The following is a 25,258-nucleotide window of genomic DNA, read 5'->3' on the forward strand; positions in this document are numbered from 1 at the left end:
AGCTGCCACCCCTCTACGCTACGTGTCCGGGGCGGCACGCGAAAACCGTTCAGGCGTGGCCAAAGTAACTGAACAAAATGAGTCACAGACAATATATTAATGGCAACACAAGTTTCCAAAACATAACGCATATTCGCGTAGAAAATTGATATAATTCTATCGTTGTCATCATGGCATCCGAAAGTTTCCGGTAGAAAACGGGTGCTGTTCTCCCACGCCGTCACGCTGGACCGTCTGTCATTGTTGCTTCTGTCTTCGTTAACTTTGTGGAGTAACAAATGATATCTCGCGACCTTCGTCTAGACAGTCTGCGCGGCATCCTTCTGGTCATCATGACTTTCAATCGGCTTTGTTGCATAAATCAGCAGAGTTCGTAATTCCCCAAACCCCAGGCGGAATTACGGCATGCTCACCGCCATAGTCGTAGGCGTGCCCAACCGGGTGAACCGATTGAGAATGGCGGCACGGACCTGTAGTTCCGCGACCTGACGGTCGAAATCACGTGCCATAACGCGTTCACCGAGCAGCTTGAAACAACGCATCTTGGTCTCGACAAGGCTGCGCCGGTGATAGCCGCTCCACTTCTTCCAGATTTTCCTGCCCAGTAGACGCGTGGCCGCCAGGATGGCGTTGCGGGCTGTGGCGCCTGGGCGCCGATCCTTCCATGGCTTGGCGTTCTTACGAGTTGGAATAACCGCTTGTGCCCCACGTTGCGCGATCGCTTCATGACAGTCTTTGGTGTCGTAGGCACCATCACCGCTGACGCTTGCGACGGTCTCGCTGGCGGGAATTTGGTCGAGCAGGTATGGCAGCATCTGCGCATCGCCTGTGGCGTTGTCGGTCACTTCAATGGCCCGGATTTCCAGCGTGGCCGCATCAATGCCAAGGTGGACCTTACGCCACTGACGACGATAGTCGGTCCCATGTTTTTTGGTCTTCCACTCGCCTTCGCCCAGCATCTTAATGCCCGTGCTGTCGACTAGGAGGTGCAATCCGGTTACAGTCGGCTGCGCTCCGATCGTTACCGGTAGATATTTCTGGCGCCGGCTAACGGTGCTGAAGTCAGGCACCTGCCAGTCCAGGCCAGCGAGCTTGAGCAGGCTTTGCGCCATGCCCATCGCCTGGCGCAGGGCCAGATTGAACAAGCCCTTGATGGTCAGGCAGAACTGGATTGCCGCCTCGCTGTACTTCGGTCGCCGGCCCCGCTTGCCGCTGGCACTGCCGTGCCAGCGCATGTCCTTTTCCAGCCAGATGAGCAGCGAGCCGCGCGCCTTCAGCGCCGTGTTGTAGTCTTTCCAGTTGGTCGTTCGGTACTTTGGTTTTGCTGGGGCAGTCATGCCGTCAGTTTACCCCGCACCCACGCTAGACCGCTGAACGGGGCCTATTTGTGCAACAAAGCCGTTTCAGCCACTCCCGCAGTGTCCGTCAACAAAATCCGCGTCGGCATCGTCGGCGCCGGTACCTGGGCCGAATATGGCCACATCCCCTCGCTCGCCTTGCTGCCCGAGTTCGAACTGACGGCCGTCTACAGCCGCAGTGCCGACAAGGCCCAGGCACTGGCCGCGCGCCATGGCATTGCCCATCCCGTCACCTCGCTGCAGGCGCTCGTCGAGCACCCTGAGGTCGACCTGGTGCTGGTGCTGAACCAGGCGCCGCAGCACGAGGCAGCCATCCGCGCCGCCATCGCGGCCGGCAAGGACGTGTATTCGGAATGGCCGCTGACCACCAGCACCGCCGTGTCGGCCGAGCTCGCAGCATTGGCCGAGCAGGCCGGTGTGCGCCACGTCGTGGGCCTGCAGCGCCGCCTGTCGCCGAGCTACCGCTACATGAGCGATCTGCTGGCCGAAGGCTATATCGGCGAACTGCGTTCGGTGCGGATGCATGTCAGCGTCGACGCGTTCGGCGCGCGCCGCATGGGGTATCTGGCCTATACGGTACCAGCCGAGAATTTTTCGGATCTGCTGCCGATCTTCGGCGGCCACTTCCTCGATATCCTGTTCAGGCATTTCGGTTTCCCTCGCACGCTGAATGCGTTGACGGCCAACCAGATCAAGCAGGTAACGATCGTCGATACCGGCGAGACGCTGCCGCGTACCAATCCCGACCAGGTGCTCGTGACCGGCACCTTCGCCAACGGCGCCGTGCTGACGGTGCAGCTTGAAGCGGGTAAGCGCAATAACGCCGGCGTGCAGATCGATCTGACAGGGACTGAAGGCGACCTGCGCATCACCAATGCGACCAGCTTCGGTCCATCGGTCAATCTGATCGAAGGCGCGCGGGGCGACGCCCAGCCGTTGCAGGCGTTGCCCGTGCCGGCGCAGTACGACTGGTTGCCGGAGCATGCCCTCGGCGGCAGCGTCGCCGAGCTGGCCCATCTGTATGCGGCGTATGCCGGCGACGTGCGCGATGGCACGCAGTTGGCGCCAACCTTCGCCGACGCGGTCAAGATGCATGCGGTGATCGACGCGATCATCGCGTCCGACCGCAGCGGCAGCCGGGTCGATCTGAACGTCTGATCCGCCAGCCTGCACCTTTTCACTTATTTCAACGTTCGCAGCAGCGGTGCATGGGTCAACCATGCGTCGCCGCTGCGGCGTTCGCCATTGCATTACCCATGACACCAGATACCTTAACGCACCCCGACGAACTCCGCGATTCACCCGCCGTCCCGAAGCTGCCACTGACCTCACTGCTGGCGCTGACGATGGTCAGCTTTGTCGTCATCCTCACCGAAGTTCTGCCCGCCGGGCTGCTGCCGCAGCTTGCTGCCAGCCTGGACAGTTCGCAGTCCGTGATGGGGCAGCTGATCAGCATCTACGCGCTGGGTTCGGTATTGGCCGCGATCCCGCTGGCGGCCGCCACGCAAGGCGTTGGCCGCCGCACCTTGCTGCTCACGTCGCTGGCCGGCTTCGTGATTGCCAACACGATCACCGCGCTGTCCACCAGCCTGGTGCTGATCTTTGTCGCCCGGTTCCTGGGCGGTGTGGCGGCGGGCCTGGCCTGGGCCATGCTGGTCGGCTACGCAGCGCGGATGGTCGCACCGCAGCACAAGGGCAGGGCGATCGCCATTGCGATGGCGGGCACGCCGCTGGCGCTGACGGTCGGTATCCCGCTCGGCACCTATGTCGGCAACCTGGTTGGCTGGCGCATCGCGTTCGGCGCGCTCAGTGCGCTGGCCGCACTGCTGATGCTGTGGATCGTGCTGCGGCTGCCGGCGCTGCGCGCCATTCCCGGCCAACAACGTCAGAGTGTGGCGCAGGTGTTCGCGCTGCCCGGCGTGCGCACCGTGCTGGCAGTGCTGCTCTTGTACGTCGTCACGCACAACCTGCTGTACACGTATATCGCGCCACTCGTGACGCTGGCCGGGCTGGCGCCGCGCGTGGATTTCCTGCTCGCGCTGTTCGGCGGCGCCGCGTTACTGAGCCTGCTGCTGGTGGGGACGCTGGTCGACCGCTGGCTGCGCCAGCTGGTCATGGCCAGCACGGGTCTGTTCCTGCTGGCGTGCGTCATGCTGGCGCTGTGGCCCGGTGTGCAGGCGGTGGTGTACGTGGCGATTGCGGTATGGGGGCTGGCGTTCGGCGGGGCGGCGACCTTGTTCGTGACGTCGCTGTCCAATGCATCGGGGCCAGGCCAGGACGTGGCGCAGTCGATGATGACGACGGTCTGGAATCTCGCGATTTTCGCCGGCAGCGTCGTTGGCGGCATGTTGCTGGGCCACTTCGGCGCGGGGTCGTTTGCCTGGGCCGCCACGGCAACGCTGTGCGCAACCCTGCTGATCATCTGGCGCAGCCGCGCGCAGTGTTACTGGCGGGGCGCCGCGGCGCGCGCCCCTGGTGAGTCCCGGTAATCCTTTCCGGTCTATTTGCCCACGCCGTTCTTGATTTCGGGATCCGTGGTGGCAATCAGCTCGAATACGGGCGTGGGCGATTTGCCGGTCGACTGCTTGCTGAACACGAGAATCACACCGCGTGTGGTGTGGGGAACCACCGGAATGACCATGAACCGGTTGGCGTCAAACAGGCAGGCGCTCGGCAGGGGATCGGCGCTCACCGACAGCGTACGCGCCACGCCCGCGTACAGCGTGACACTGCGGTCGAGTCGGTCCCCCGTCAGGTGCGTGTGCTGCAGAATGGCCTCGATATCAGGCTGGAACAGCATGACGCCATTCGCATCGCCCCCGCCACGCCTGGCGTCGAGATCCTTGGGCGAGATCTTTTCCCAATATTGGTCGCTGCCAGCCTGCGCGTAATAGAACACGTTTTCCACACTGCCGTCGTCGGGAATGACGGGCACCACGAAGAAGATGGGGGCACTGCCTGGCACGGATGCGGCGATGGAGACCGGTGCTGCTGTTGTCATGGTGCGATCCTGGTTGATACTACGTTAAGAAATGCCAGCGATTGCGGTCGGTAGCCGCCTTGCGTCAGCGTTTGCACATCGGCGCCGGTGACGGCGCCTTCCCCTGCACATGCTCGTGCTACCAGCCAGGCTTCGCGCACGAAGCCCGCCTGGCCGGTGTCGATGGCCGGCTGCAAGGCGCTGCGCGCCGCCTTGCACTGCGCGGCCGGGTAGGGCCCGCTCAAGGCACCGGCGCCGGCCCCGGCCTGCAACAGCAGCATGGCGGCCCGTGCCTGCAGCTCCCGGCCCTGCCACAGATACGGGTATTGCGCCATCAGGCCGCGGATGTCCTGGGCCGCCCCGCTGGCCTCGGCGCGCGCTTTGGCCCAGTCGCGTGCCCGCAGCGCTTGCCCGGCGAGCACGAGGCGCGCCTGCACGGCACTCTGGCGCCACTCGCGCATGGCCTGGCTGGCCTGGTCGTGACCGGCCATGCGGCGCTCCAATGCGGCCAGCCCGGCGATGATGGGCATGCCGGCATCCGCCTGCGCCAGCAGAAGGGCGCTGTCAGCCAGCAGGCTTTCGGCTTGCCAGAAGGCGTTGCTGGCGCCACCGACCAGCGCCTGGCGCATCCAGTGCACCCCAGCCTGTCTGGCCGCGATGGCGTCAAGGGGTCGGCCCAATGCCTGCAAGGCTTCGGCGCGCCGGCTCTCGATGACGCCCAGGTCGCGCAGCCGCACCGCTTCGCCGGGGCGTGCCTGTTGCAGTCGCTGCTGGACGCCGCGCGCGGTGTCGTACAGCGCCAGCGCGCGCCGGCTGTCACCTTTCAGATGCGCCAGCTGACCCAGCCAGGCGCGCGCGCTGGCAACCGCGTCCTGCGCATCGATATCATCCGGATGGTCGGCCAGCACCGCCAGCTTGAGCGCGAGCGATTGCTCGAAGCCGCGCTGCGCGTCAGCCCAGCGGCCACGCCGCATCGCGATCGAACTCAGGCTACCGAGCGCATAGCCGAGCTCGGCCCTGGCCTGGGGATGCGCCGGCGCTGCGACCAGCCAGGCCTGGCTGGCCGCGCGATAGCGCTTCATGTGCACCGTGGCGTCATCCAGGCGGCCGGCGTCATAGGCGATCTGGCCCAGCCAGAACGCGCTGGCGCCCAGCGTCTTGTAGTACTCGCCAGGATCGATGCCCGGCGCCGGCCCCATGGCCGCGAGCAGGGCGTAGGCGCGCGTCAGCGCCGTGCCGGCCAGCGCGAGCTGCTGCGTTCCCCGGCTGCTGTTGACTTCGCCGATCACGACGAGCGCTTTGGCACGCTGCAGGGTGTCGGCCGGCAGCTCGTCCCGGACATCCTGCGGGATGAGCACCTGCAAACCTTGTTCACCGATGCTGCCCAGCAGATCGAGCTTGCCGATCGGTCGCAGCTGGTCGGCAAGTTCACCCAGCATGAAGGTGGCCAGGCGCCGGCTCTGGTGCTCGCGTGCAGTCACGGTGTCGGCCAGCCGCGCGTTGTGCACGGCGGCCAGTCCGGCGGTCAACGCCAGCGCCAGTGCGCCGACCAGCGCGGCCACGCGCCAGCGCGCCAGCGCCGTGAGCCGTGCCTGGGAGCGCGTCACGAAGTCGTGCTCGTCACGCCCGAACAGTTGTGGTGCGGCGCGCACCGCATCCCGCGATTGCCACAGCAACGGCACCCGCGGCAACAGGCATGCCCTGGCGCGGCCACTGTCCAGCCAGCGGCGCACCCATGGACCCAGCTCGGCGCGGGCGGTCAGCGTTGCCCGGTGCTGCGCAATCCAGGCAGTGACCCGTGGCCAGCGGCGCAGCAACGCTTCGTGCGCCACGCGAAAGCCGATCTCGCCGCCGCCGAGGCGGTCGGCCACCAGCAGGCGCGCCTCGATCAGCGCATCGACCAATGCCCGCTCATGCACGTCGGCCAGGCTGGCGCCGGTGACCGAGCGGCTGCTGGGCGACGCGTCGTCGGTCGACACGGTGACCAGACGCGGCAGCAGGCGCGACAGCGCCGCTTGCTGGGCGACTGGCAAGGCCGCCAGGATCGCCTCGGCCCGGCTGCCGATGGCGCCTTCCAGGCCGCCCAGCGCATCGTAGGCGGCCCAGGTCAGTTCGTCGCCCGGTGCACGCGCCAGGTACAGGGCCTGCAGCGTGTATTGCAGCAGCGGCAAGGCGTCGCCAGCCTGCATCGCATCGGCGCACAGGCGGTCGTCGAGCCGGTTCAGGCTGCTCGCATCGCTGCCGTAGGTCAGGTTGGCCGCGCGCGCGGGCAGGCGGATCATCTGCATGATCGCCTGCGCGTCAGGCGGTGCCAGGTCCATGTGCGCGCCGTGCTCCTTGTCGTGCATGAACAGGCGATGGGACGACAGGCTGGGATAGACATCGTTGCGGCACACCGCCAGCACCAGCACCAGGCTGCTGCGTACCAGCCGCTCGATACAGTCGACAAAATCCTGCAGGCCCGCTGCGATGGCCGGGCCGAACAGGCCTTCCAGGCGGTCCAGTACCAGCAGCGGCGCGCCCTGGGTGCCGGCGCGCCGCGCCTGCAAACCGATCCGCAGCAGCCGCAGCACCTCGTCCGGCTCGGCGCGCAGCAGCGCCGCCAGCGAGGCAATGCTGTGGCCCGACAGCAGCGCGACATTGCCGATCTCCCAATCGAGCAGGGCGCCGGCCAGCGCCTGCCAGGGGCCGGTCTCGTCGAGCGCCCCCAGGTCCAGTACCGTCGCCGTACAGGCCCGCACGCGCGTATCGCCGGGCACGCAAGCGGCGAGCATGGCGGGGATGAGGCCGGCCCGTACCAGCGATGTTTTGCCGGAGCCGCTGGGACCCAGCAGCACGACCAGCGCATGGCCCCGCGCCTGCTGCTCACCGAGACGCCGATGCAATTGCCTGATGGCCTCATCACGGCCGAAATACACGGCTGCATGTTCCGTGCCGAACGGTTCCAGTCCCCGAAACGGCGACGCGCCGCGCCAGGCGCCGCTCAGGCTGCGCGGTCCGCCGTCGGACAATACGCGGATCGGGGCGATCATCCGGTAGCCCTGCTTGCGGATCGTCTCGATGTAGCGAGGGCTGGCGGCTGCATCCTGCAGCGCCCGGCGCAGGCCGGCAATCGCCTTGTGCACCTGGTTGTCGCCCTGCACCTGGCCGGGCCAGCAGGCATCGAGCAGGGTATCGGCCGTCACGACCTCGCCACTCCGACGGCACAGTTCTGCCAGGACGGCCATCGGCCGTGGCTCCAGTGCGACCATGTCGTCGCCGCGTACGATCCGGTGCGCCGTCACGTCGATCGTCCAGTCGCCAAGCAGGAAGCGGCCGCCGTCGATCAGTGGGTCACTCTCTCGCAGCGCACGTAATTCCGGTGGTGATGCGTGGTTCAAGATCACTCCCTAAGGGTGGGTGAAGCGCATCGCGGTCGGCCGGGGCAGGCGGGCCAGAGCCGGCCGACTTTACAGCCTGTCAATATCTCACGTGAAAGATGGTTTTGTATACCTGACAATATTTCAGTTGCACTGATGGCCGTTATCTGGTTGGACGCCGCAGTCGCTGGCTGCGCACGCCTGGGGGCAGGCAGGTTGCAACGGTCGCTTTGATCAGCAGAATCAATGACTTGCCGTATCTGAAGGCGTGGGAAGGTAACCGGAAGGCAGCCACGCCGGGGTTGGCATAGGATCGGTTGGCACAGTGCGTACAGCGCGCGCTACAGGAGAGCATGATGAATCCCCCCGCATTGTCACTCATTACCGGAGTGCCGGCCGTGGGCAATGCGCCACGGCCATGCTCCGATGACGCCGTCCGCGAGACCTTGCAACGTGTGCTGACCAGCAAGCGATTTGCCAAGGCGCGCCGCTGCGCGGCGCTGCTCGCCTATCTGGTCGAGCGCGCGCTGCTGTCCGACAACACGGCCGCGTCGCCGCCGGAACACGAGATCGGCGTTGCCGTGTTCGGCCGCGATCCCGCATCGTATTTCCCCGCAGACGATCCCATCGTCCGTGTCCAGGCGGGACGCCTGCGCCTGCGCCTGACGGCGTATTACGCGGACGAAGGCGCCGCCGATACCTTGCGCATCACGGTGCCGCAAGGCCGTTACCACGCCCGCATTGCACTGGCCGACAACGGGGCGGCGGGTCCCTTGGGCCTCGTCCCCGCGCCGCTGTTGCTGTTCAGCCCACTCATCTGCCTGTGCGCCGACGCGCAGGCCGTGCACTTCACCGCAGGCCTGAACGACGAACTGGGATTCCGGCTGTACCGTGAACTGCATTCGCTCAGCCTGGCAAGCGGGGACCGCGCGTCGCCGCCAGCCGAGCATCCCCGCGCCCTTTACCTGCTCGAGGGCGCCGTGCGTCAGGACGCTTTGCTGCTGCGGGTATCCCTGATCCTGCGACAGGGGGCAGGAGGGGCAGTGCTGTGGTATGCGCAGTTCGACCGCGCCCATGGCAGCGACCTTGGCAGCGACAACGCCATCGGCAACCAGGAGCAGATGGCCGCGCGCTGCGTGGCCGCGCTACAGGAACACCTGCCCCGCTGCCTTTCCCTTCGGGCTCTGTAAGGCGATGGCGAGGTACCGGCCCATGCTGGCCATCGTGGTCAGTCATGCGCATCTGGTGGGCAGGGCCATGGATCTTCGCTTCATTCCCAGTCTCGAGACGACTGCGCTGATGCTGCGTGAAGGCCTGCTGCTGCGCCATACGCCGGATGGCGCCGAACTATGGTGCAATGCCGCGCAGGTGTCGGCGGCAGCGCAGCGTTTCGTCGTGCTGCCGCTGGTGTTCCGGGTATTCACGCGCAACGCCCGCCTGCCATCCTGCACCCACTGGCCGGTAGCACGCCCCCTGCGCTATGTCTGCGTTGAGGGGAAGGTGCAGATGCAGGCGGAGACCCTGGCTGGCTCGGGCGCGTCCCGCCGCCCCTTGCTGTCGGTCGAGATCGACCACCGTCCGGCGCGCGATGGTGCATGCGCCATGTACCGGATCGCACTGGCGGCGAAACGGCCTCACTGAAGGCCGCTACTCCCCGCGAACCGCTTCATCACCATCGATGTGCGAACGGGGCGGTTGGTATGACGATGACCCACGATTCGCGCCGTGCTCAACGATGCGACAGTCAGTTGGCATAGCCGCTATAGTCTGCGTTATCAAAATTACCAATAAGGTCAACCCCATGTCTACTGTCACCACGGCCAGCGCAGGCTATGTCCGCGCGCCAGGCGTGCTCCACACGATCCTGCTCGCAGGCAGCGTGTCGCTGTTCCTCGGCGCATTGCTCAGCGATTACACCTACTACAACACTTACCAGATCCAGTGGAGCAATTTTGCTTCGTGGCTCAACGCCGGTGCCTTGCTGTTCGCCGGACTGGCGCTCGTGTTCGCGCTGGTCAATCTGCTGCGCGCCAGGCCAATGGCCGGTCGGCCGTTGAACTACTTCGTGCTGCTGCTGCTGACCTTCGTGATCGGTCTGGTCAACGCTTTCCAGCATGCCAAGGATGCCTGGGCGCTCATGCCGACCGGCCTGGTGCTGTCGGCCATCGTCTTTATCCTGATTTGCATTACCGCTGTGTTAGGCCTTAACCCACGTTCGGGAGGACTGAAATGAATCGCTCGAGCGCACTTGCCCTGTTCAGCATGACCCTGCTGGCCAGCGCCTGCAGTAACGAAGCCAATACCAACCTGGCCAGCGGCCCGGATCCGAAACTGCCGGCGCCCGAGCGCGGCCTGTTTCCGAGCATGAAGATTGCCGAGCCGACTGCATGGGGCGATCAGAAGCCGACCGTGCCAGAGGGTTACAGCATCACGGCCATCGCGACCGACCTGAAGATCCCGCGCCAGATGCTGGTGCTGCCGAACGGCGATATCCTGGTGGCGGAAGGGCGTGGCGGCAGCGCGGCCAAGCTCAAGCCGAAGGACGTCATTGCCGGCTACATCAAGGCGCAGGGCAATACCAAGGTCAAGGGCGGCAATCGCCTGACGCTGCTGCGCGATGCGGACGGCGATGGCCAGTACGAGCTCAAGACCGTGTTCGCCGAGAACCTGAATGCCCCATACGGCCTGGCGTTTGCCAACAACAAGCTGTACGTGGCGAACCAGGACGCGGTCGTTACCTTTGATTACCAGCCGGGTCAGACCAAGGCTGCCGCAGCGCCGGTGACGCTCACCCAACTGCCCGCCGAGATCAACCACCACTGGACGAAAGCGATGACCATCAGCCCCGATGGCCGCTATGTCTACGTCGGTATCGGTTCGAACAGCAACATCACCGAGCGCGGCATGGAAGCCGAAGTCGACCGCGCAATGGTCTGGCAGATCGACGTGACGACGGGCGCCCACAAGCCGTACGCCACGGGCCTGCGCAACCCGACGGCGCTGGCGATGAACCCGGAAACGGGCCAGCTGTGGTCAGTCGTGAACGAGCGCGACGAGCTGGGTCCGGACCTGGTGCCGGATTACCTGACCTCGGTGAAAGAGGGCGGTTTCTACGGCTGGCCGTACAGCTACTGGGGCCAGAACGTCGATCCGCGCGTGATGCCGCCGAACCCGAAAAAGGTGGCGGCTGCCATCAAGCCGGACTATGGCCTTGGCTCGCACGTCGCGGCGCTCGGTCTGCACTTCTCGCTGCCGGCCATGGGCGCGAAATTCGCCAATGGCGCCTTCGTTGGCGAACACGGCAGCTGGAACCGCGACAATCCGGTTGGCTACAAGGTGATCTTCGTGCCATTCGCGAATGGTCGTCCGGCCGGCGCAGCGATCGACTTCGCCACGGGCTTCCGGGATGCCAACGGCAAGACACGTGGTCGTCCGGTCGGTGTCACGGTCGATCCGCGCGGCGCGCTGATCATCGCCGACGACCTGGCCAACACGGTGTGGCGCGTGGTGCCGAACCGCTGATCGTCACCTGACGCAAACGCCGCAGATGACGCGAGTGATGCCAAGCCTGGCGTCATTTGCGCTGCGGCTTTTTTACGCCCTTTACTTTGTGGAGCTGCACGGCGGCGCGTGGGTGTTCGGCGTGCGGGAAGTCGCACTGAGGTCGAGAATAGGGGATGCCCGGCACCATCCCGCATATTGCCATCACTACTGATAATGGTTTATCATTATTGACTCAGCAGGCATTGCCGCTTGCGCCGTCCATGACAAGGTCTTTCTGATGACATTCAAGCTCCTTCCTGTTGCCCATGCACTTGCTCTGGCAACCCTCGGTTCCACGTTCGCCCACGCCGCTGATCCCGCAATCGTCATGGGTGAGGTGCGCGTCAGCGCCCAGCGCGATGCCGGCGCCTTGCGCTCGAGCCGCGTCCTGACATCGGTCGACGTGCTGGGGGCGGACAAGATCGAAGACAAGAACGTGACCAACAGTTGGGAGCTCGTCGGCCAGTTGCCCGGTGTGCAGCTGACCGAAACGCGGATGGGCGCCGAATCGGGCAAGGCGAGTTTTCGCGCATTCAATGGCGAAGGCTATATCAATGGCATCAAGGTGCTGATCGACGGCATCCCGAGCAATGTCAACAGCGGCAACCAGCGCTTCATCGACATGATCTTCCCGCTTGAAGTCGACTATATCGAAGTGGTGCGCGGTACGAACGACCCGCGCTATGGCCTGCACAATATCGGCGGCAACCTGAACATCGGCACGCGTCAGGGCGGCAATTACTTTGATAGCCGGTTCACCTACGGCAGCTTCAACACCCGCGAAGTGCAGGCCGCATATGGCCGCGAAGCCGACGGCTTTGCGCAAAACTATTTCGTGGCCAGGCAGTTGACTGACAGCTACCGCGCGAACGGCGACTCCAATAAATACTCGGTCGGCGGCAAGTGGTTCGTCACGTCGACCGACAAGGCGGTCACGGCCGGCCTGGTCGTGCGCACTTACCAGCACGCGTCGGGCGAGCCGGGTTTTCTGACCGCAGCCGAGCTGGCCGCTGACCGCCGCCAGTCGCCGCGCAAGAACGCCAACGACAAGACCGACCGCGACATGCACCATGCCAGCGCGCACCTGGACTGGCACATCACGCCGAACGCCTTCCTCAGCAACAAGCTGTACTACAACGAGTACAAGGATGACCGCCGCGTCACCTTCACCAGCAATCCCGAAGGCAACGCACCGCGCCAGCGCCGTCTGTGGGATGAAGAGCAGCTCGGTTTCATGAGCACCCTGACGTGGCGTGCGAACGAGCGCGTCACGGTCGATGGCGGTGTCAATACCGAGCGCCAGGACAACGGCTACCGCCGCCTGCGCTACAACTTCGCGATTCCGACAGACTTCACGACGCCGGCCCGCATCCAGAACGATGACCGCTACAAGTTCAACAACGTCGGGGCCTATGTGCAGGCGGTGATCAAGGCGACCGACACCATCCAGCTCGTGCCGGGCTACCGGGTCGACCGCTTCACGGGCAACCAGCCGCTGGCGGGCGGGACGAGCGCGCGATTGCAGGATTACGGCTGGATCAAGCAGCCCAAGTTCAGCATGGTCTGGAGTCCGGCGACGGACATCAGCGTGTATGGCAACTGGGGCCGCACGTTCCAGATCCTGACGGGTTCCGTGGGCCCCGCCTACCTGGTGCCGGGCCAGGCACCGTTCGACGCGTCGGTCAATACCGGCAAGGAAGTCGGCGTCAAGCTCAAGCCCACCACCCGCAGCGACGTGCGCCTGGCGATCTGGCGCCAGGACGCTACCGGCGAAGTGGCGAACATGCCGGCCACCGGCACCACGGTCGGGTTGGGTGAGACGCGCCGCGAAGGCCTCGACTTCCAGCTCTCGGGCAAAGTCACCGACAGGCTCGAACTGTCGCTGTCGCACTCGCTGCAAAAGGCCGAAGTGATCAGTGCACTGGGCGCGAATGGCGTGTCACTGGCCGGCAAGGAAGTGTTCTCGACGCCGCGCCACATCACCAATGTCAGCCTGGATTACAAGCACTCGGATACCTGGCGCTTTGGCCTGCAGGGCCGTTCGCAGGGCAGCTACTACATCGATAATCCGAACGAGCAAGGCAAGTTCGGCGGCTTCGTGCTGTTCGACGCCAATGTGCGCTACGCGATCTCGCCACGCACCAGCATCGATGTTCAGGTCAAGAACATCGCGGACCGCAATTACGAATATGCGTGGTACGACAACTTCTTCTGGCCGGCAAGCCAGGCGCAGCCGATGTTCTCATCGGGTAATGGCCGGGCCGCGTATATTTCACTGAACGTGAAGTTATAGGCTGCTCAGACCAGCTGCTCCGAGGGGATGATGTGCACGCCCGGGCGCGCCTGCAGCGCGGCGTCGATCAGGGCGTGCGCGATGCGCGGGGCAGGGTTGATGCGCCAACGGCGCGGCAGCACGGGTCCGAGCAGTCCTAGCAGGATGCCGGACACGCGTTCGCCCAGGCGTCGTTCGTGGCGCTCTCCGCCAATCAGACCAGGCCGCACATGGGTCAGCGACGTGAATCCCAGCCCGGCCAGATCGCGTTCGAGTTCGCCCTTGACACGGTTGTAGAAAAAACGTGCGTCCGGATCGGCGCCGATGGCCGAGTTCAGCACGTGGCGCGGCGTGCCGTGCTGGCGCGCGAGCCTTGCCACCGCCAGCGGATAATCATGGTCCACACGCCGGAACGCAGCTTGCGAACCGGCGCTGCGCATCGTCGTGCCCAGCGTGCAGATGACGGCGTCGGCCTGCCACCAGGCCGCGTCCGGCGGCAAGGCGTCGAAGTCGACGACAGGCGCCTGCAGTTTCGGATGCGGTGGCAAGGCGCGCCGCGTCGGTGCCACCACCGACGTGACCTTCGGGTCGGCCAGCGCCATCTCCAGCACGTGGCTTCCGACCAGTCCGCTCGACCCAACCAGCAGCAGTTTCATGGGTGTCCCTTAGTGCAAATGTAAACGGCGCGAAGCCAGCGTGATGGCCGGCCTCGCATGTGAAGCAAGGCCTGCAAGGCAGGCCCGGGCACCGGCTTATTTGGCCAGCGCTTCTTCGTAGCGGCGTTCGACTTCCGCCCAGTTGATGATGTTGAAGAAGGCCGCGATGTAGTCAGGGCGCTTGTTCTGGTATTGCAGGTAGTACGCGTGTTCCCACACGTCCAGGCCCAGGATTGGCGTGCCGCCCGACATCCCGGCAAACTGGCCCATCAGCGGGCTGTCCTGATTGGCGCTGCTTTCCACCAGCAGCTTGCCGTCCTTGCCGACGGTTAGCCAGGCCCAGCCGCTACCGAAGCGGGTCTGCGCCGCTTTGGTAAAGGCATCCTTGAACTTCTCGTAGCCGCCCAGGTCGTCTTCGATCGCCTGTGCGACTTTGCCCGTTGGCTTGCCGCCTTCCGCGGTCAGCACGGTCCAGAACAGCGAGTGGTTGGCGTGACCGCCGCCATTGTTGCGCACTGCGCCCTGGACGGCTTGCGGCAGGCTGCCGATGTCGGCGATCAGCTGCTCGACCGGCATCTCGGCGACGCCGGCTTCGCCCAGCGCGTTGTTGACGTTGGTGATGTAGGCCTGATGGTGCTTCGTGTGGTGGATTTCCATCGTGCGCGAATCGAAATGCGGCTCGAGGGCATCGTAGGCGTAAGGCAGTGGTGGCAATGTGTATGGCATGATCATTCTCCGTTCAGATGGTTGGGAACACTGTTCCGGTATGAAGCGAGGCACCAGGGCCATGTTCGTCACGGCCCGGCGTCGTGCATGTGCTGGTCAACGTGGGATGGGCAACGCACACCCCGGGGCACCCGCCGAAACGTGTTCAGCGTGCGCCCTGACTTGTCCAGAATACCAGCATCTGCAATTGGCTGCCGCGCAGGGTGAGCGCGAAGGCAATGATCAGCGTGCCGGCCGGATCTCGGTACTCTGCATCATCGTGTTGCGCCAGCCGTCGGTCTGCAGCTGCCAGACGCGAACATAGCGCCCGCGAAACTCGCGCGGACCGCTGACTGGCTGCAGATCGGCCTGCATGCGACCGCGGACGATGGCCGTGTGACCGCTGTCGAGCAACTGGATTTCCATGCTCACGTTGCTGTACGAGCGAAACTCGTATTCATCGCGCGTCAGCACTTGCATGAATTCGCTGCGGGTACGCACGCGGCCATTGGTTTCGACGTGATAGTAGTCGGTGGCGATCAGGTCGCGCAGGGCGTCGACATCCCGCGTGGCGACGGCCTCGGCGAGGTGCCGCTCAGCATCGCGCAGTGCAATCAGCAATGGCGACTGCGCATTGGTAACGGCAACGCCAGGCGCGGCGCCCCGCAGCGGGACGTGCGCCGTCGCGGCGCCCGTGGCAAGCAGACACGACAGGAATAGAGCGGACGGCAAGGCGCGCATGATGACTGGTCCAGAGAAGCTGTATGTCAGTATATAAAGTCTGGCATGCCACGAATGTAACAAAATGTTTCAACAGCATGCCGAACTTGCACGTATTGCTGTTGTCGCGCCGACAATAAGACTACACTGGCGGCACCGGCACGATCGACCGGTAATTTACCGGAGCACTTCATGACGATGGCAGGGGGCGGGGACGTCCATACGAACAGTGGCGCACTGCGCGCATCGATGGGCATCGATGCCGTGCGCGTGGCGCTGGCAACGGCGATGATTCTGCTGGTTCCGCTGGCCGGGATGCAGTTCGCGCATGGCGTCCAGTGGACCGGCTTCGATTTCGCGGTGGCCGCAGTGTTGCTGGCCAGCGCCGGCTGGACGTGTCTGCGCACGGGCCGCCGTGTTGCGCGTCTGGCCGTGTGGCAGCGCTTTGCCGTCATCGGCGCGCTGGCGCTGGTGTTTGCCGCGCTGTGGGTCGAACTCGCCGTGGGTGTGCTGTTCAACTTCGGCAGCTAACCCGGGCAAACTTCAAGAGTGTGTTGACCTTCCCGTAGTGGGAAGGTTTATCCTTGTCGGATGGATGCCAACACTACCCCTCCCGTACCGCCGCCGGTCACACTGCTGATCGATGGCATGACCTGCGCCTCCTGCGTGGCGCGCGTCGAAAAAGCCCTGGCACAGGTACCTGGCGTCACAGGCGCCAGTGTCAACCTGGCCACCGAAAAGGCCCGCATCGACGGCGCAGCGCCAGCGGCAGCCCTGTTGGCTGCCGTGGAAGGGGCCGGTTACGCAGCCCGCATCGAGACGGCTGACGCGCCTGCCACACCCGTCAAGACCGGCGCCGCCACCTGGTGGCCGGTCGCCATCGGCGCGCTCTTGTCCATCCCGCTTGTGTTGCCGATGTTCCTGGCGCCATTCGGCATCGACGCGATGCTGCCAGGCTGGCTGCAATGGCTGCTGGCCACGCCCGTGCAATTCTGGCTCGGCGCGCGTTTCTACCGCGCCGGCTGGGGCGCGCTGCGCGCCGGCGCCGGCAATATGGACCTGCTCGTTGCGATCGGCACCAGCGCCGCCTACGGCCTGTCGCTGTACCTGCTGCTGACGCAGAGCGGGCATGCAGCGTCCCACCTGTATTTCGAGTCGTCGGCCGTCGTCATCACGCTGGTGCTGCTCGGTAAATGGCTGGAAGGCCGTGCTCGCCGCCAGACCATCGAGGCACTGGGCGCGCTGGAGCAACTGCAGCCGGCCGACGCCCTCGTGCGTCGCGACGGCGCCGATGTCCGCGTGCCGTTGGCGGCCTTGCGCGTGGGCGACGTCATGGTGGTCAAGCCGGGCGAGCGGGTAGCCGCCGATGGCGTCGTGCTCGAGGGCCTGAGCCACGTCGACGAGTCGCTGCTGACTGGCGAGAGCCTGCCGCAGGCCAAGGGCCCGCTTGACGCTGTCGTGGGCGGCGCCGTCAACGCCGACGGCCTGTTGCTGGTGCGCGCCACTGCCGTCGGCAGTGCGACGACGCTTGCGCAGATTATCCGCATGGTCGAAGACGCGCAGGCCGCCAAGGCGCCGATCCAGCGCCTGGTCGACCGGGTCAGCGCCGTGTTCGTGCCGGTGGTGCTGGCCATTGCGCTCGTCACGCTGCTGGTCTGGGGCGTGGGTACGGGTAACTGGCAGGGCGCGCTGCTCAACGCGGTGGCCGTCATGGTGATTGCCTGTCCGTGCGCGCTGGGTCTGGCCACGCCGACGGCGATCATGGTCGGTACCGGCGTGGCCGCGCGCCACGGCATCCTGATCAAGGACGCCGAGGCGCTGGAAACGGCGCACGCCGTCGACGTCGTCGTGTTCGACAAGACCGGTACCCTGACCGAGGGCCGCCCGCAATTGCTGGCGCTGGAAGGGCCAGACGCGACGCGCCTGCTCACGCTGGCCGCCGCGGTCCAGCAAACGAGCGCCCATCCGCTGGCGCGCGCCGTGCTGGACGAAGCGGTGCGCCGCGCGTTGACTGTGCCGGACGCGACCGATGCGCGCGCGCTGCCGGGTCGTGGCGTGCAAGCCGACGTCGATGGCGCGACGATCCTGCTTGGCAACCGGCGCCTGATGAACGACCTTGGCGTACCGGCGGGTGGGGCAGAAGCGCATGAAGCGGCCGGGCGCACCGTGTCCTGGCTGGCCGAGCGGCGCGGCGATGCCGTCACCGTGCTTGGCCTGCTCGCGTTCGGCGACGGGCTCAAGCCCGGCGCGCAGGACGCCGTCGCAAGGCTGGTCGCGCGCGGCATCACGCCCGTGCTGCTGACCGGTGACAGCGCCGGCGCCGCGCAGGGCGTGGCGCGCGCGCTGGGCATCACGCGCGTGCATGCCGAGGTGCTGCCGGCCGACAAGGCCGACGTCATCGCGGCGCTGCGCCAGGCTGGCCGCACGGTCGCCATGATCGGCGACGGCATCAACGATGCGCCGGCCCTGGCCGCTGCCGACGTCGGCATGGCGATGGCAACCGGGACCGACGTCGCGATGCACAGCGCCGGCATCACGCTGATGCGGGGCGATCCGATGCTGGTGGCCGACGCGCTCGACGTCTCGCAGCGTACCTGGCGCAAGATTCGGCAGAACCTCGGCTGGGCCTTCATCTATAACCTGATCGGCGTGCCGCTGGCCGCCTTCGGTCTTCTCAATCCGGTGCTGGCCGGCGCCGCGATGGCGCTCAGTTCGGTCAGCGTCGTGGCCAACGCCTTGCTGCTGCGCCGCTGGCAAGCCGCACCACATTCCACCCCCGCCACCGGGGCGCCCGTGCCCGTGCCCCCAACCAAAGGAGAAATTCCCATGTATGAATTGACTGTTGCCGACATGACCTGCAAGCACTGCGTTGGCCGCGTGACCGCTGCCGTCCACGCCGTTGATCCGGCCGCCACGGTGAACATCGATCTGGCCAGCGGCAAGGTCCGCATCGACAGCACCGCCGATCTGGCCCCGCTGGCGGCGGCCATTGACGGTGCCGGGTATCCCGTGACGGCCGGCGCCTGAGGCAGGCCGGTCCCACGGCCCAGTGCGTTTTCTGGACGTTAAGCGGATAAATACGCCCCAAACAATATTCATTTAGGCTATATTTTGTAGAAAGAACAATACCGAACCTGTGCATCTCCGACCGACCTCGTCAGCGGAATCCTCATGAGAGATGGTGTACTCGCAGAACCGATCGACCTGGTCAAGCATCCGCCCGGTAGCGCCCAGTTGCGCTGGGCTGTGCTGGTGCTGGCGGCGCTGGGGCTGCTGTTTGCGGTCCTGGTGCCGGCAGCTGGCGTGCCCTTGCCACATGCACCGGAATTCCTGCCGATCTATCTGTCAACGCTGATCGCCAGTAATTTCGTTACCGGCATCCTGCTGCTCGGTCATGTCCACACGCGGCGCTCGCTGGCGCTGGGCATCCTTGCGCTCGGCTATCTGTTCACGGCGCTGATCGCCGGCGCCCACATGCTCACGTTCCACGGCCTGCTTGGCGACGAAGGCGTCCTTGGCGGGAATCTTCAAACCTCCGCCTGGCTGCACGCCGCTTGGCACGCGCTGTATCCGCTGTTCGTGCTCGGCTACTCGCGCAGCGCACGGGGGCGCCTGGCCGGGGCGCCGCTACCGCCACACTTCATGCGCATCGGCGCGCTGCTGACCGCACTGTTCGTGTCGCTGCTGGTGTTGGTGGGCACGACCGGTGCGCCGTATCTGCCCAGACTGATCGACGGCACGCGCACCTTGCCGCTCTACCATGGCATCTCGGCGGCGATACTGGCGCTGTCGGTCTACGTGCTGTACGCCACGGTGCAAAAGCGCCCGCGTACCGTGCTCGATGTCTGGCTGACCGTGGCAATGGCGGCCTGGGTGTTCGAAGTGGGCCTGTCCTGCGTGTTCAATACGGGTCTCTACGACCTCGGTTTCTATGCCGGGCGGCTGTACGGGCTGTCCACGTCGCTGTTCGTGCTGGGCGCGCTGGCGATCGACAATATCGCGCTGCACGCGCGCCTGCACGCAACGTTCCAGGAAATGATCGAAACGCGTGCGCACGCCCAGTGGCAAAGCCTGCTCGGCACCGTGCTGCGCCAATTGCCCGACGGCGTCCTGATCGTCGACGGCCAGGGCCGCTGCGTGATGGCCAACGACCAGGCGAAGCAGATGGCGCGCCACTTCGGCGCTGACGGCGTCGGGGGCATGCTCGACCTGATCTGTGAACCGGTGGCGCGCGCGATCGGCGGCCGGGCGTTTCGCGACGCCATGATCGAGAGCGTGCATGGCGGCGCGAGACGGGTGTACGCGGTCAGTGGCGCGCCGCTGCGCGAGAGCGCCGCCGAACTGGCCTCCGCCGTGATCGTCATCGACGACATCACCGAGCGCACCGAGGCCAGTGCGGCGCTGACACGGGCGCTGGACCAGACCCGCTACCTGATCGAGAACACCCCGCTGGCCGTGATCGAATGGGACCGCGACCTGGTCATCACGCTGTGGAACCGCCGCGCTGAAGAATTGTTCGGCTGGTCCGCAGGCGACGCCATCGGCCAGCGGATCGACCGCATCGGCATGATCCACGAGGGCGATGCCGACCAGGTCGACACGATGATCGCGCGCCTGATCGACTCCGGCACGCGCTACGCCAAGTCGGCCAACCGCAACCGCACCCGCGACGGGCGTGCGCTGTGCTGCGAATGGTACAACTCGGTACTGGTCGACGAGGCAGGCGCGATCCAGACCGTGTTCTCGCTGGTGCTGGACGTGTCCGAGCGTGAAGCGGCGATGCACAGCCTGCGCGAAGCCGACGGGCGCAAGGATGTCTATATCGCCACGCTGGCGCACGAGCTGCGCAACCCGCTCGCGCCGATCGCCAATGCGGCCTCGCTTCTGCGCAGCAAGGCGCTGGCGCCGGAACGCATCGAATGGATCGCGGCCATGGTGGGGCGCCAGGCCGACCAGATGGCGCGCCTGCTCGACGACCTGCTGGACGTGTCGCGCATCAGTCGCGGCAAGATCGAACTGCGCCGCGTGCGCGTGGACCTGGGCCGATTGCTGCGCGAAACACTGCAAACGAGCATGCCGCTGATCGAGGCCGGGCGCCACCAGGTGGCGTTGCGGGTGGCCGACGAACCGCTCTGGGTCGACGCCGATCCGCTGCGCCTGACGCAGGTGTTTGCCAACCTGATCACGAATGCGGCCAAGTACACGCCGCCCGGTGGCGGTCTCGAACTGGGCTTGCGGCGCGAAGACAACCAGGCCGTGGCGTGGGTGGCCGACAGCGGCGTGGGACTGGCACCCGACATGCTCGAACGCGTGTTCGATCCGTTCGTGCAGGCCGGCAGCGCGAGTCACCTGGCGCAGGGCGGCCTGGGGATCGGGCTGTCGCTGGCCAAGGGCTTCGTCGAGCTGCATGGCGGCAGCATCCGGGCCGACAGCGACGGACCGGGCCGCGGCGCGACCTTCCTCGTTCGCCTGCACCTGTGCGAGGAGCCGGCCATGGCGCCGGGCGACGCGCTCCCGGTGCCCGATGGCGCTGCGCTGGGCAAGCACATCCTGGTGGCCGACGACAATGTCGATGCAGCGGAATCGCTGGCCTGGCTGCTGCGTTCCGAAGGCGCGACCGTGATGGTGGCGCACGATGGAGCGCAGGCGCTGCGCCTGCACCGCGAACGGCCGGCCCGGATCGCGGTACTCGACCTGGGCATGCCGCACATGGATGGGCTGGAACTGGCGGGCGTGCTGGCGCAGGACGTGCCGCGCCCCTACCTGGTGGCCGTGACGGGGCGCGGCAGAAAGGAAGACCGCGCCGCCTCGCTGGCGGCCGGCTTCGACGAGCACTTCACGAAGCCGGTCGCGCCGCAGCAGCTGATTGCGCTGCTGCGCGAGGTACCTGAGGTACCTGAGGTACCTGAGGTACCTGAGGTGCCCGAGGCGCCTGCAGCCGGCTAGTGGTGCTCGTGCCCGGTCATGTCCTTCGCGCCGGGCTTGCGTGCATCCATGGCCTGGCCAGCCGGCGCCGGCGCGGGGCGGGCATCCGGCGCGCGTGGCGCTGGCGGTAGCGCATCGGCGCCGTCGCCCGTCCATTCGCGCGCGACCGTACCGGCCGGATGCCGGTACCAGCCGGGGTCGCTGTAGTCGCCGCGTTTGAGGCCTTCGCGCACCTTGAGCACCGTGAACATGCCGCCCATTTCCAGGTTGCCGAACGGGCCGTCGCCGCTCATCATCGGCAGCGTGTTGGCCGGCAGCGGCATCTTCATGTCGCCCATCGAGCCGCCCTTGTCGCCCATGACCATATAGCCCGGCACCAGCTTGTTGATCTTCTCGGCCACGCCGCGATGGTCGACGCCGATCAGCGTGGGCACGTCATGGCCCATCGCGTTCATCGTGTGGTGCGATTTGTGGCAGTGGAACGCCCAGTCGCCCGGCGCATCGGCCACGAACTCGATCGCGCGCATCTGGCCCACGGCGACGTCGGTCGTCACCTCGGGCCAGCGCGCCGACTTCGGCACCCAGCCGCCATCGGTGCCGGCCACCTCGAAGCGGTGTCCGTGCAGGTGGATCGGGTGGTTCGTCATCGTCAGGTTGCCAACGCGAATGCGCACCTTGTCGCCCAAGCGCGCGACCATCGGATCCAGGCCCGGGAACACGCGGCTGTTGATGGTCCACAGGTTGAAGTCGAGCATCGTGTTGGTGCGCGGCGTATAGCTGCCCGGTTCGATGTCGTACGAGGACAGCAGCATCACGTAATCGCGATCGACGGCGTGCTGGCGCGGATCCTTGGGGTGCGTGACCCAGAAACCCATCATCCCCATCGCCATCTGCTGCATCTCGTCGGCGTGCGGGTGGTACATGAAGGTGCCCGCATGGCGCGCGACGAATTCGTAGACGAAGGTCTTGCCGGGCTGAATGCCGGGTTGGGTCAGGCCCGTCACGCCGTCCATCCCGCACGGCAGCAACTGGCCATGCCAGTGCACGCTGGTGTGTTCGGGCAGCTTGTTGGTGACAAAGATGCGCACCCGGTCACCCTCGACCACTTCGATGGTCGGGCCCGGGCTCTGGCCGTTGTAGCCCCACAGATTGACCTGCATGCCGGGCGCGAATTCGCGCACGACCGGTTCGGCCACGAGGTGGAATTCCTTGACGCCGTCCTTCATGCGCCACGGCAGCGTCCAGCCGTTGAGCGTGACGACGGGGTTGTACGGGCGCCCGCCTGTCGGGGCCAGCGGCGCGGCGGTGGCGCTCGAGGTGTGGGTCGGGGCTTCCGGCAGCGACGCCGCGCCGGCACGGCTCACGAGCGAGGCGCCCAGTGCCGTGATGCCGGCGCCGGCGCCGGTCAGGAACGATCTGCGGTTGGTCATTGTGGGGTGTCCTTCATATCAGTGGTCGATGGCGCCGGCAGGCGCGTGCCGATGGCGGTTTCCAGGTCGACCTGGGCCAGCCAGAAATCCTTCAGCGCTTCGATGGTGGCGTGGACCGCGGCGGCTTGTTCGCGCGCGTCGGCCAGCAGCTCGAACGGGCTGGCCAGCATGCCGTTGTAGCGCAGCAGCGTCTCGTCCGCGATCTGCTTGCGCAGCGGGATCACCTGGTCGCGGTAGTGGCGCGCCACGTCGTAGCTGGCGCGGTAGCCGAGGTAGCCCGCGCGCGCTTCGCTGCGGGCGTTGACCGCGACCGCCGCGACCTGGCCGAGCGACTGCATGTACACCGCTTCGGCGCGCGCCACGCGGGCGCCGCCCCAGTCGAACAGCGGCAGCTCCAGGCCGATCTCGTAGCCATCACTCTTTGGCTCGCCTGTCTCGCGCTTGTCCGCATAGCCCAGGTCGAGCACATTGACAAAGCGCGTGGTGCGCGTGAGGCCCAGGTCGGCGGCGGTGCCGGCTGCGGCGGCGCGCGCGGCCTGCACGTCCAGGCGCTGGCTCAGCGCCGTGCGCTCGATGCCGGTCAGTTCGGCGGGCGCCGCCGGCAGGTCGGGCAAGCGCTCGGGCAGTGTGTAGAGCGCCTGCGCGCCCCACAGGCCGAGCTGGCGCGTCAGATGTTCGCGCGCGGCGTTGGCCTCGCGGTCGGCGCGCAGTACGCCGGCGCCGGCTTCGGCGTGGAAGGCCGACTCACGCGCCAGGTCCAGCGCACTGGCATTGCCGGCCTGGGTCATGCGCGCCATCAGTGCGCTTGACGCGTCGGCGGCGTCGGCCACCTGACGCGCATAGGTCAGAGCCTGGCGCGCCGCCACGGCCTCGATCCAGGCGCGCCGGGTGGCGTTGACGTGATGCTCGATGGCGGCGGCCACGCGCAGCGTGGTTTCGTCAAGGCGCCGCGCGGCCATGCGCTGGCGCAGCGGCATCGTGAGCAGGCCCGCCAGGTCGATCGACACGGAGCGTTCGGTTTCCCGGTTCCCGCCGCCGTCCATGCGCGAGAACCCGAAGCCCGGATTGCGCAGGCGCGCGGCCTGGGCCACGTCGGCCTGGGCAATGCCGGCTTCCCAGTAGGTGGCCTGCAGGCCGGGATGGTTCAGCGCGGCGATGCGTACGGCGGCGTCCTGCGTCAGCGGCGCCTGTAGCAAAGTGTCGATTTCGACCTGCAAGGCCTGGCGGTCGGCATCGCTGCGCAGCAGGCGCGCATCCACGCCCGTGCGCGCCTGCGCCGCAGCGGCGCTGGCCTCGAATGCGCGCTCGGGCGTGACGCTGGCGCAGCCGGCCAGAAGTACGCCCAGGCTCAGGGCCAGCGTTGCATGCCATGAAATTGGACTTGCCATCAGTGGTGCTCCTTGTGGTCTGGCTGCGCTGGAGCAGGGGCGTGGTGGTGCGCGTGCGGATCAGGGGCCGGCTTGCCATGGCCGCTGTGCGCATGTGGATCGGGCGCCGGTTTGCCGTGCCCGGCATGCGCATCATGGCCGGGCTGGGCCGCCACGATGCGGTTGTGTTCCTGCCAGGCGCGGTCAGGCGTGGTGGTTGCGGCGGCGCGTGCCGGTGGCACATACGCCGGCTGGTAGCGGGTTTCCGGGACGGCGGCGTGCGGGTCGGTGGTGTTCGCGGCCGGCGTGGCCCGGTGGCCGCTCTGCGCTGCGGCAGGCGTCAGGACGCAGGCGCAGGCCAGCACGCAGGCCAGCAGCAGCTGTGGTCGGGTAAAGGTCGACATGGTTCCTCGTTCGGTGAAATGCAGTGATGCCGCGCCAGCGTGGCGCGGTGGTGTGCTGATTCAGGCGAGCGGGAAGCGGGGAGGTCGTTCGGGCAGGGCAAGGTCGACAGCCTCGGGGCGGCCGGTGGCTGCCTCGATCAGCCGGGTGGACAAGGTCTGCGGCGCGGCGGGAATCGTTGGTGCGCCCGCCATGGCGGCGCCGATGCAACAGGCGGCGCAGGCGCTGCAGCGCTCCTGGTCGTGGTCAGTCGGGGCATGGTCGGTGGCCGTGGCAACCTGCGGGCCGGCATCGTGGCAATGACCCGCCTTGGCGTCCATGTAGTGCGGCGCCGCCACGGCGGTGACGCTGCCATGCTGCATGGCTGCATGTGTGCACGCCAGCATGCCTGCCGAAGCGATGCCCTGGAAGGGAATCGCCAGCAGCAGCAGCCACACGAGCGCGCGGCGCAGGCAGACATGGACGGTTGAATTCACGCGGTAATTCTAGCATGGCGTCCGCGCAACACTGCTGTCATGAAGGTGGCGGGAAACCTTGCCGG

General features: G+C 66.5%; 20 protein-coding genes. 10 read left to right on the forward strand and 10 right to left on the reverse strand.

Going from position 1 to position 25,258, the window contains the following annotated elements:
- Positions 1 to 398: 398 nt before the first annotated feature.
- A complete protein-coding gene (locus tag AC1MGT_RS20770) occupies positions 399 to 1,337 on the reverse strand; it encodes an IS5 family transposase (protein WP_499501859.1) in 939 nt (312 codons plus the stop codon).
- Positions 1,338 to 1,418: 81 nt separating this feature from the next.
- Here AC1MGT_RS20770 and AC1MGT_RS20775 point away from each other — a divergent pair, with 81 nt between their 5' ends.
- Together AC1MGT_RS20775 and AC1MGT_RS20780 are read left to right on the forward strand one after the other, a co-directional pair.
- Positions 1,419 to 2,516: a Gfo/Idh/MocA family protein gene (locus tag AC1MGT_RS20775; RefSeq protein ID WP_499501860.1), complete on the forward strand. Its 1,098-nt coding sequence runs from the start codon at positions 1,419 to 1,421 to the stop codon at positions 2,514 to 2,516.
- Between the two features lie 98 nt (positions 2,517 to 2,614).
- The gene (locus tag AC1MGT_RS20780; protein ID WP_499501861.1) at positions 2,615 to 3,847 is read left to right on the forward strand and encodes an MFS transporter; all 1,233 of its coding nucleotides are present in this window, start codon (positions 2,615 to 2,617) and stop codon (positions 3,845 to 3,847) included.
- 11 nt (positions 3,848 to 3,858) lie between these two features.
- Here the strand turns inward: AC1MGT_RS20780 and AC1MGT_RS20785 are convergent, their stop codons facing one another.
- Both AC1MGT_RS20785 and AC1MGT_RS20790 read right to left on the reverse strand, forming a co-directional pair.
- Positions 3,859 to 4,359 carry a hypothetical protein gene (locus AC1MGT_RS20785; RefSeq protein ID WP_499501863.1) on the reverse strand — a complete coding sequence of 167 codons (501 nt, stop codon included), beginning with the start codon at positions 4,357 to 4,359 and terminating at the stop codon, positions 3,859 to 3,861.
- On the reverse strand, positions 4,356 to 7,718 hold the full coding sequence (locus tag AC1MGT_RS20790; protein WP_499501865.1) for an nSTAND1 domain-containing NTPase: 3,363 nt from the start codon (positions 7,716 to 7,718) through the stop codon (positions 4,356 to 4,358). The genes AC1MGT_RS20785 and AC1MGT_RS20790 overlap by 4 nt, the downstream gene beginning before the upstream one ends.
- A 332-nt stretch (positions 7,719 to 8,050) precedes the next feature.
- On the opposite strand from AC1MGT_RS20790, the gene AC1MGT_RS20795 reads away from it, so the two are divergent.
- From AC1MGT_RS20795 to AC1MGT_RS20815, 5 genes are all read left to right on the forward strand, one after another.
- The gene (locus AC1MGT_RS20795; protein WP_499501867.1) at positions 8,051 to 8,887 is read left to right on the forward strand and encodes a hypothetical protein; all 837 of its coding nucleotides are present in this window, start codon (positions 8,051 to 8,053) and stop codon (positions 8,885 to 8,887) included.
- Positions 8,888 to 8,954: 67 nt separating this feature from the next.
- Complete coding sequence (locus AC1MGT_RS20800; protein ID WP_499501869.1) at positions 8,955 to 9,338, forward strand: hypothetical protein; 384 nt, start codon at positions 8,955 to 8,957, stop codon at positions 9,336 to 9,338.
- Between the two features lie 160 nt (positions 9,339 to 9,498).
- Positions 9,499 to 9,930 carry a DUF2231 domain-containing protein gene (locus tag AC1MGT_RS20805; RefSeq protein WP_499501871.1) on the forward strand — a complete coding sequence of 144 codons (432 nt, stop codon included), beginning with the start codon at positions 9,499 to 9,501 and terminating at the stop codon, positions 9,928 to 9,930.
- 29 nt (positions 9,931 to 9,959) lie between these two features.
- Positions 9,960 to 11,219: a PQQ-dependent sugar dehydrogenase gene (locus tag AC1MGT_RS20810; protein ID WP_499504339.1), complete on the forward strand. Its 1,260-nt coding sequence runs from the start codon at positions 9,960 to 9,962 to the stop codon at positions 11,217 to 11,219.
- A gap of 259 nt (positions 11,220 to 11,478) precedes the next feature.
- The gene (locus AC1MGT_RS20815; protein ID WP_499501872.1) at positions 11,479 to 13,533 is read left to right on the forward strand and encodes a TonB-dependent receptor; all 2,055 of its coding nucleotides are present in this window, start codon (positions 11,479 to 11,481) and stop codon (positions 13,531 to 13,533) included.
- 5 nt (positions 13,534 to 13,538) lie between these two features.
- Here the strand turns inward: AC1MGT_RS20815 and AC1MGT_RS20820 are convergent, their stop codons facing one another.
- The 3 genes from AC1MGT_RS20820 to AC1MGT_RS20830 all read right to left on the reverse strand — a co-directional run bounded on the left by AC1MGT_RS20820 (position 13,539) and on the right by AC1MGT_RS20830 (position 15,614).
- Positions 13,539 to 14,168, reverse strand: coding sequence for an NAD(P)H-binding protein (locus AC1MGT_RS20820; protein WP_499501873.1), 630 nt, complete (start codon positions 14,166 to 14,168; stop codon positions 13,539 to 13,541).
- A 96-nt stretch (positions 14,169 to 14,264) separates the two neighbouring features.
- The gene (locus tag AC1MGT_RS20825; RefSeq protein WP_499501875.1) at positions 14,265 to 14,894 is read right to left on the reverse strand and encodes a superoxide dismutase; all 630 of its coding nucleotides are present in this window, start codon (positions 14,892 to 14,894) and stop codon (positions 14,265 to 14,267) included.
- Positions 14,895 to 15,116: 222 nt separating this feature from the next.
- Positions 15,117 to 15,614 carry a nuclear transport factor 2 family protein gene (locus AC1MGT_RS20830; protein WP_499501877.1) on the reverse strand — a complete coding sequence of 166 codons (498 nt, stop codon included), beginning with the start codon at positions 15,612 to 15,614 and terminating at the stop codon, positions 15,117 to 15,119.
- A gap of 171 nt (positions 15,615 to 15,785) precedes the next feature.
- Here AC1MGT_RS20830 and AC1MGT_RS20835 point away from each other — a divergent pair, with 171 nt between their 5' ends.
- The 3 genes from AC1MGT_RS20835 to AC1MGT_RS20845 all read left to right on the forward strand — a co-directional run bounded on the left by AC1MGT_RS20835 (position 15,786) and on the right by AC1MGT_RS20845 (position 21,539).
- A complete protein-coding gene (locus AC1MGT_RS20835; protein ID WP_499501878.1) occupies positions 15,786 to 16,124 on the forward strand; it encodes a hypothetical protein in 339 nt (112 codons plus the stop codon).
- Between the two features lie 60 nt (positions 16,125 to 16,184).
- Complete coding sequence (locus AC1MGT_RS20840; RefSeq protein ID WP_499501880.1) at positions 16,185 to 18,620, forward strand: heavy metal translocating P-type ATPase; 2,436 nt, start codon at positions 16,185 to 16,187, stop codon at positions 18,618 to 18,620.
- 144 nt (positions 18,621 to 18,764) lie between these two features.
- The gene (locus tag AC1MGT_RS20845; protein ID WP_499501881.1) at positions 18,765 to 21,539 is read left to right on the forward strand and encodes a PAS domain S-box protein; all 2,775 of its coding nucleotides are present in this window, start codon (positions 18,765 to 18,767) and stop codon (positions 21,537 to 21,539) included.
- Here the strand turns inward: AC1MGT_RS20845 and AC1MGT_RS20850 are convergent.
- The 4 genes from AC1MGT_RS20850 to AC1MGT_RS20865 are packed head-to-tail and all read right to left on the reverse strand — an operon-like array spanning position 21,536 to position 25,193.
- On the reverse strand, positions 21,536 to 22,948 hold the full coding sequence (locus tag AC1MGT_RS20850; RefSeq protein WP_499501882.1) for a multicopper oxidase family protein: 1,413 nt from the start codon (positions 22,946 to 22,948) through the stop codon (positions 21,536 to 21,538). The genes AC1MGT_RS20845 and AC1MGT_RS20850 overlap by 4 nt on opposite strands.
- Entirely contained in the window at positions 22,945 to 24,336 is a 1,392-nt protein-coding gene (locus AC1MGT_RS20855; RefSeq protein WP_499501883.1) for a TolC family protein, read from the reverse strand. The genes AC1MGT_RS20850 and AC1MGT_RS20855 overlap by 4 nt, the downstream gene beginning before the upstream one ends.
- Positions 24,336 to 24,719: a hypothetical protein gene (locus AC1MGT_RS20860; RefSeq protein ID WP_499501884.1), complete on the reverse strand. Its 384-nt coding sequence runs from the start codon at positions 24,717 to 24,719 to the stop codon at positions 24,336 to 24,338. The genes AC1MGT_RS20855 and AC1MGT_RS20860 overlap by 1 nt, the downstream gene beginning before the upstream one ends.
- 60 nt (positions 24,720 to 24,779) lie before the next feature.
- Positions 24,780 to 25,193 carry a hypothetical protein gene (locus tag AC1MGT_RS20865; RefSeq protein WP_499501885.1) on the reverse strand — a complete coding sequence of 138 codons (414 nt, stop codon included), beginning with the start codon at positions 25,191 to 25,193 and terminating at the stop codon, positions 24,780 to 24,782.
- Positions 25,194 to 25,258: the final 65 nt, after the last annotated feature.

Source organism: Telluria sp. BA11 (assembly GCF_056680305.1).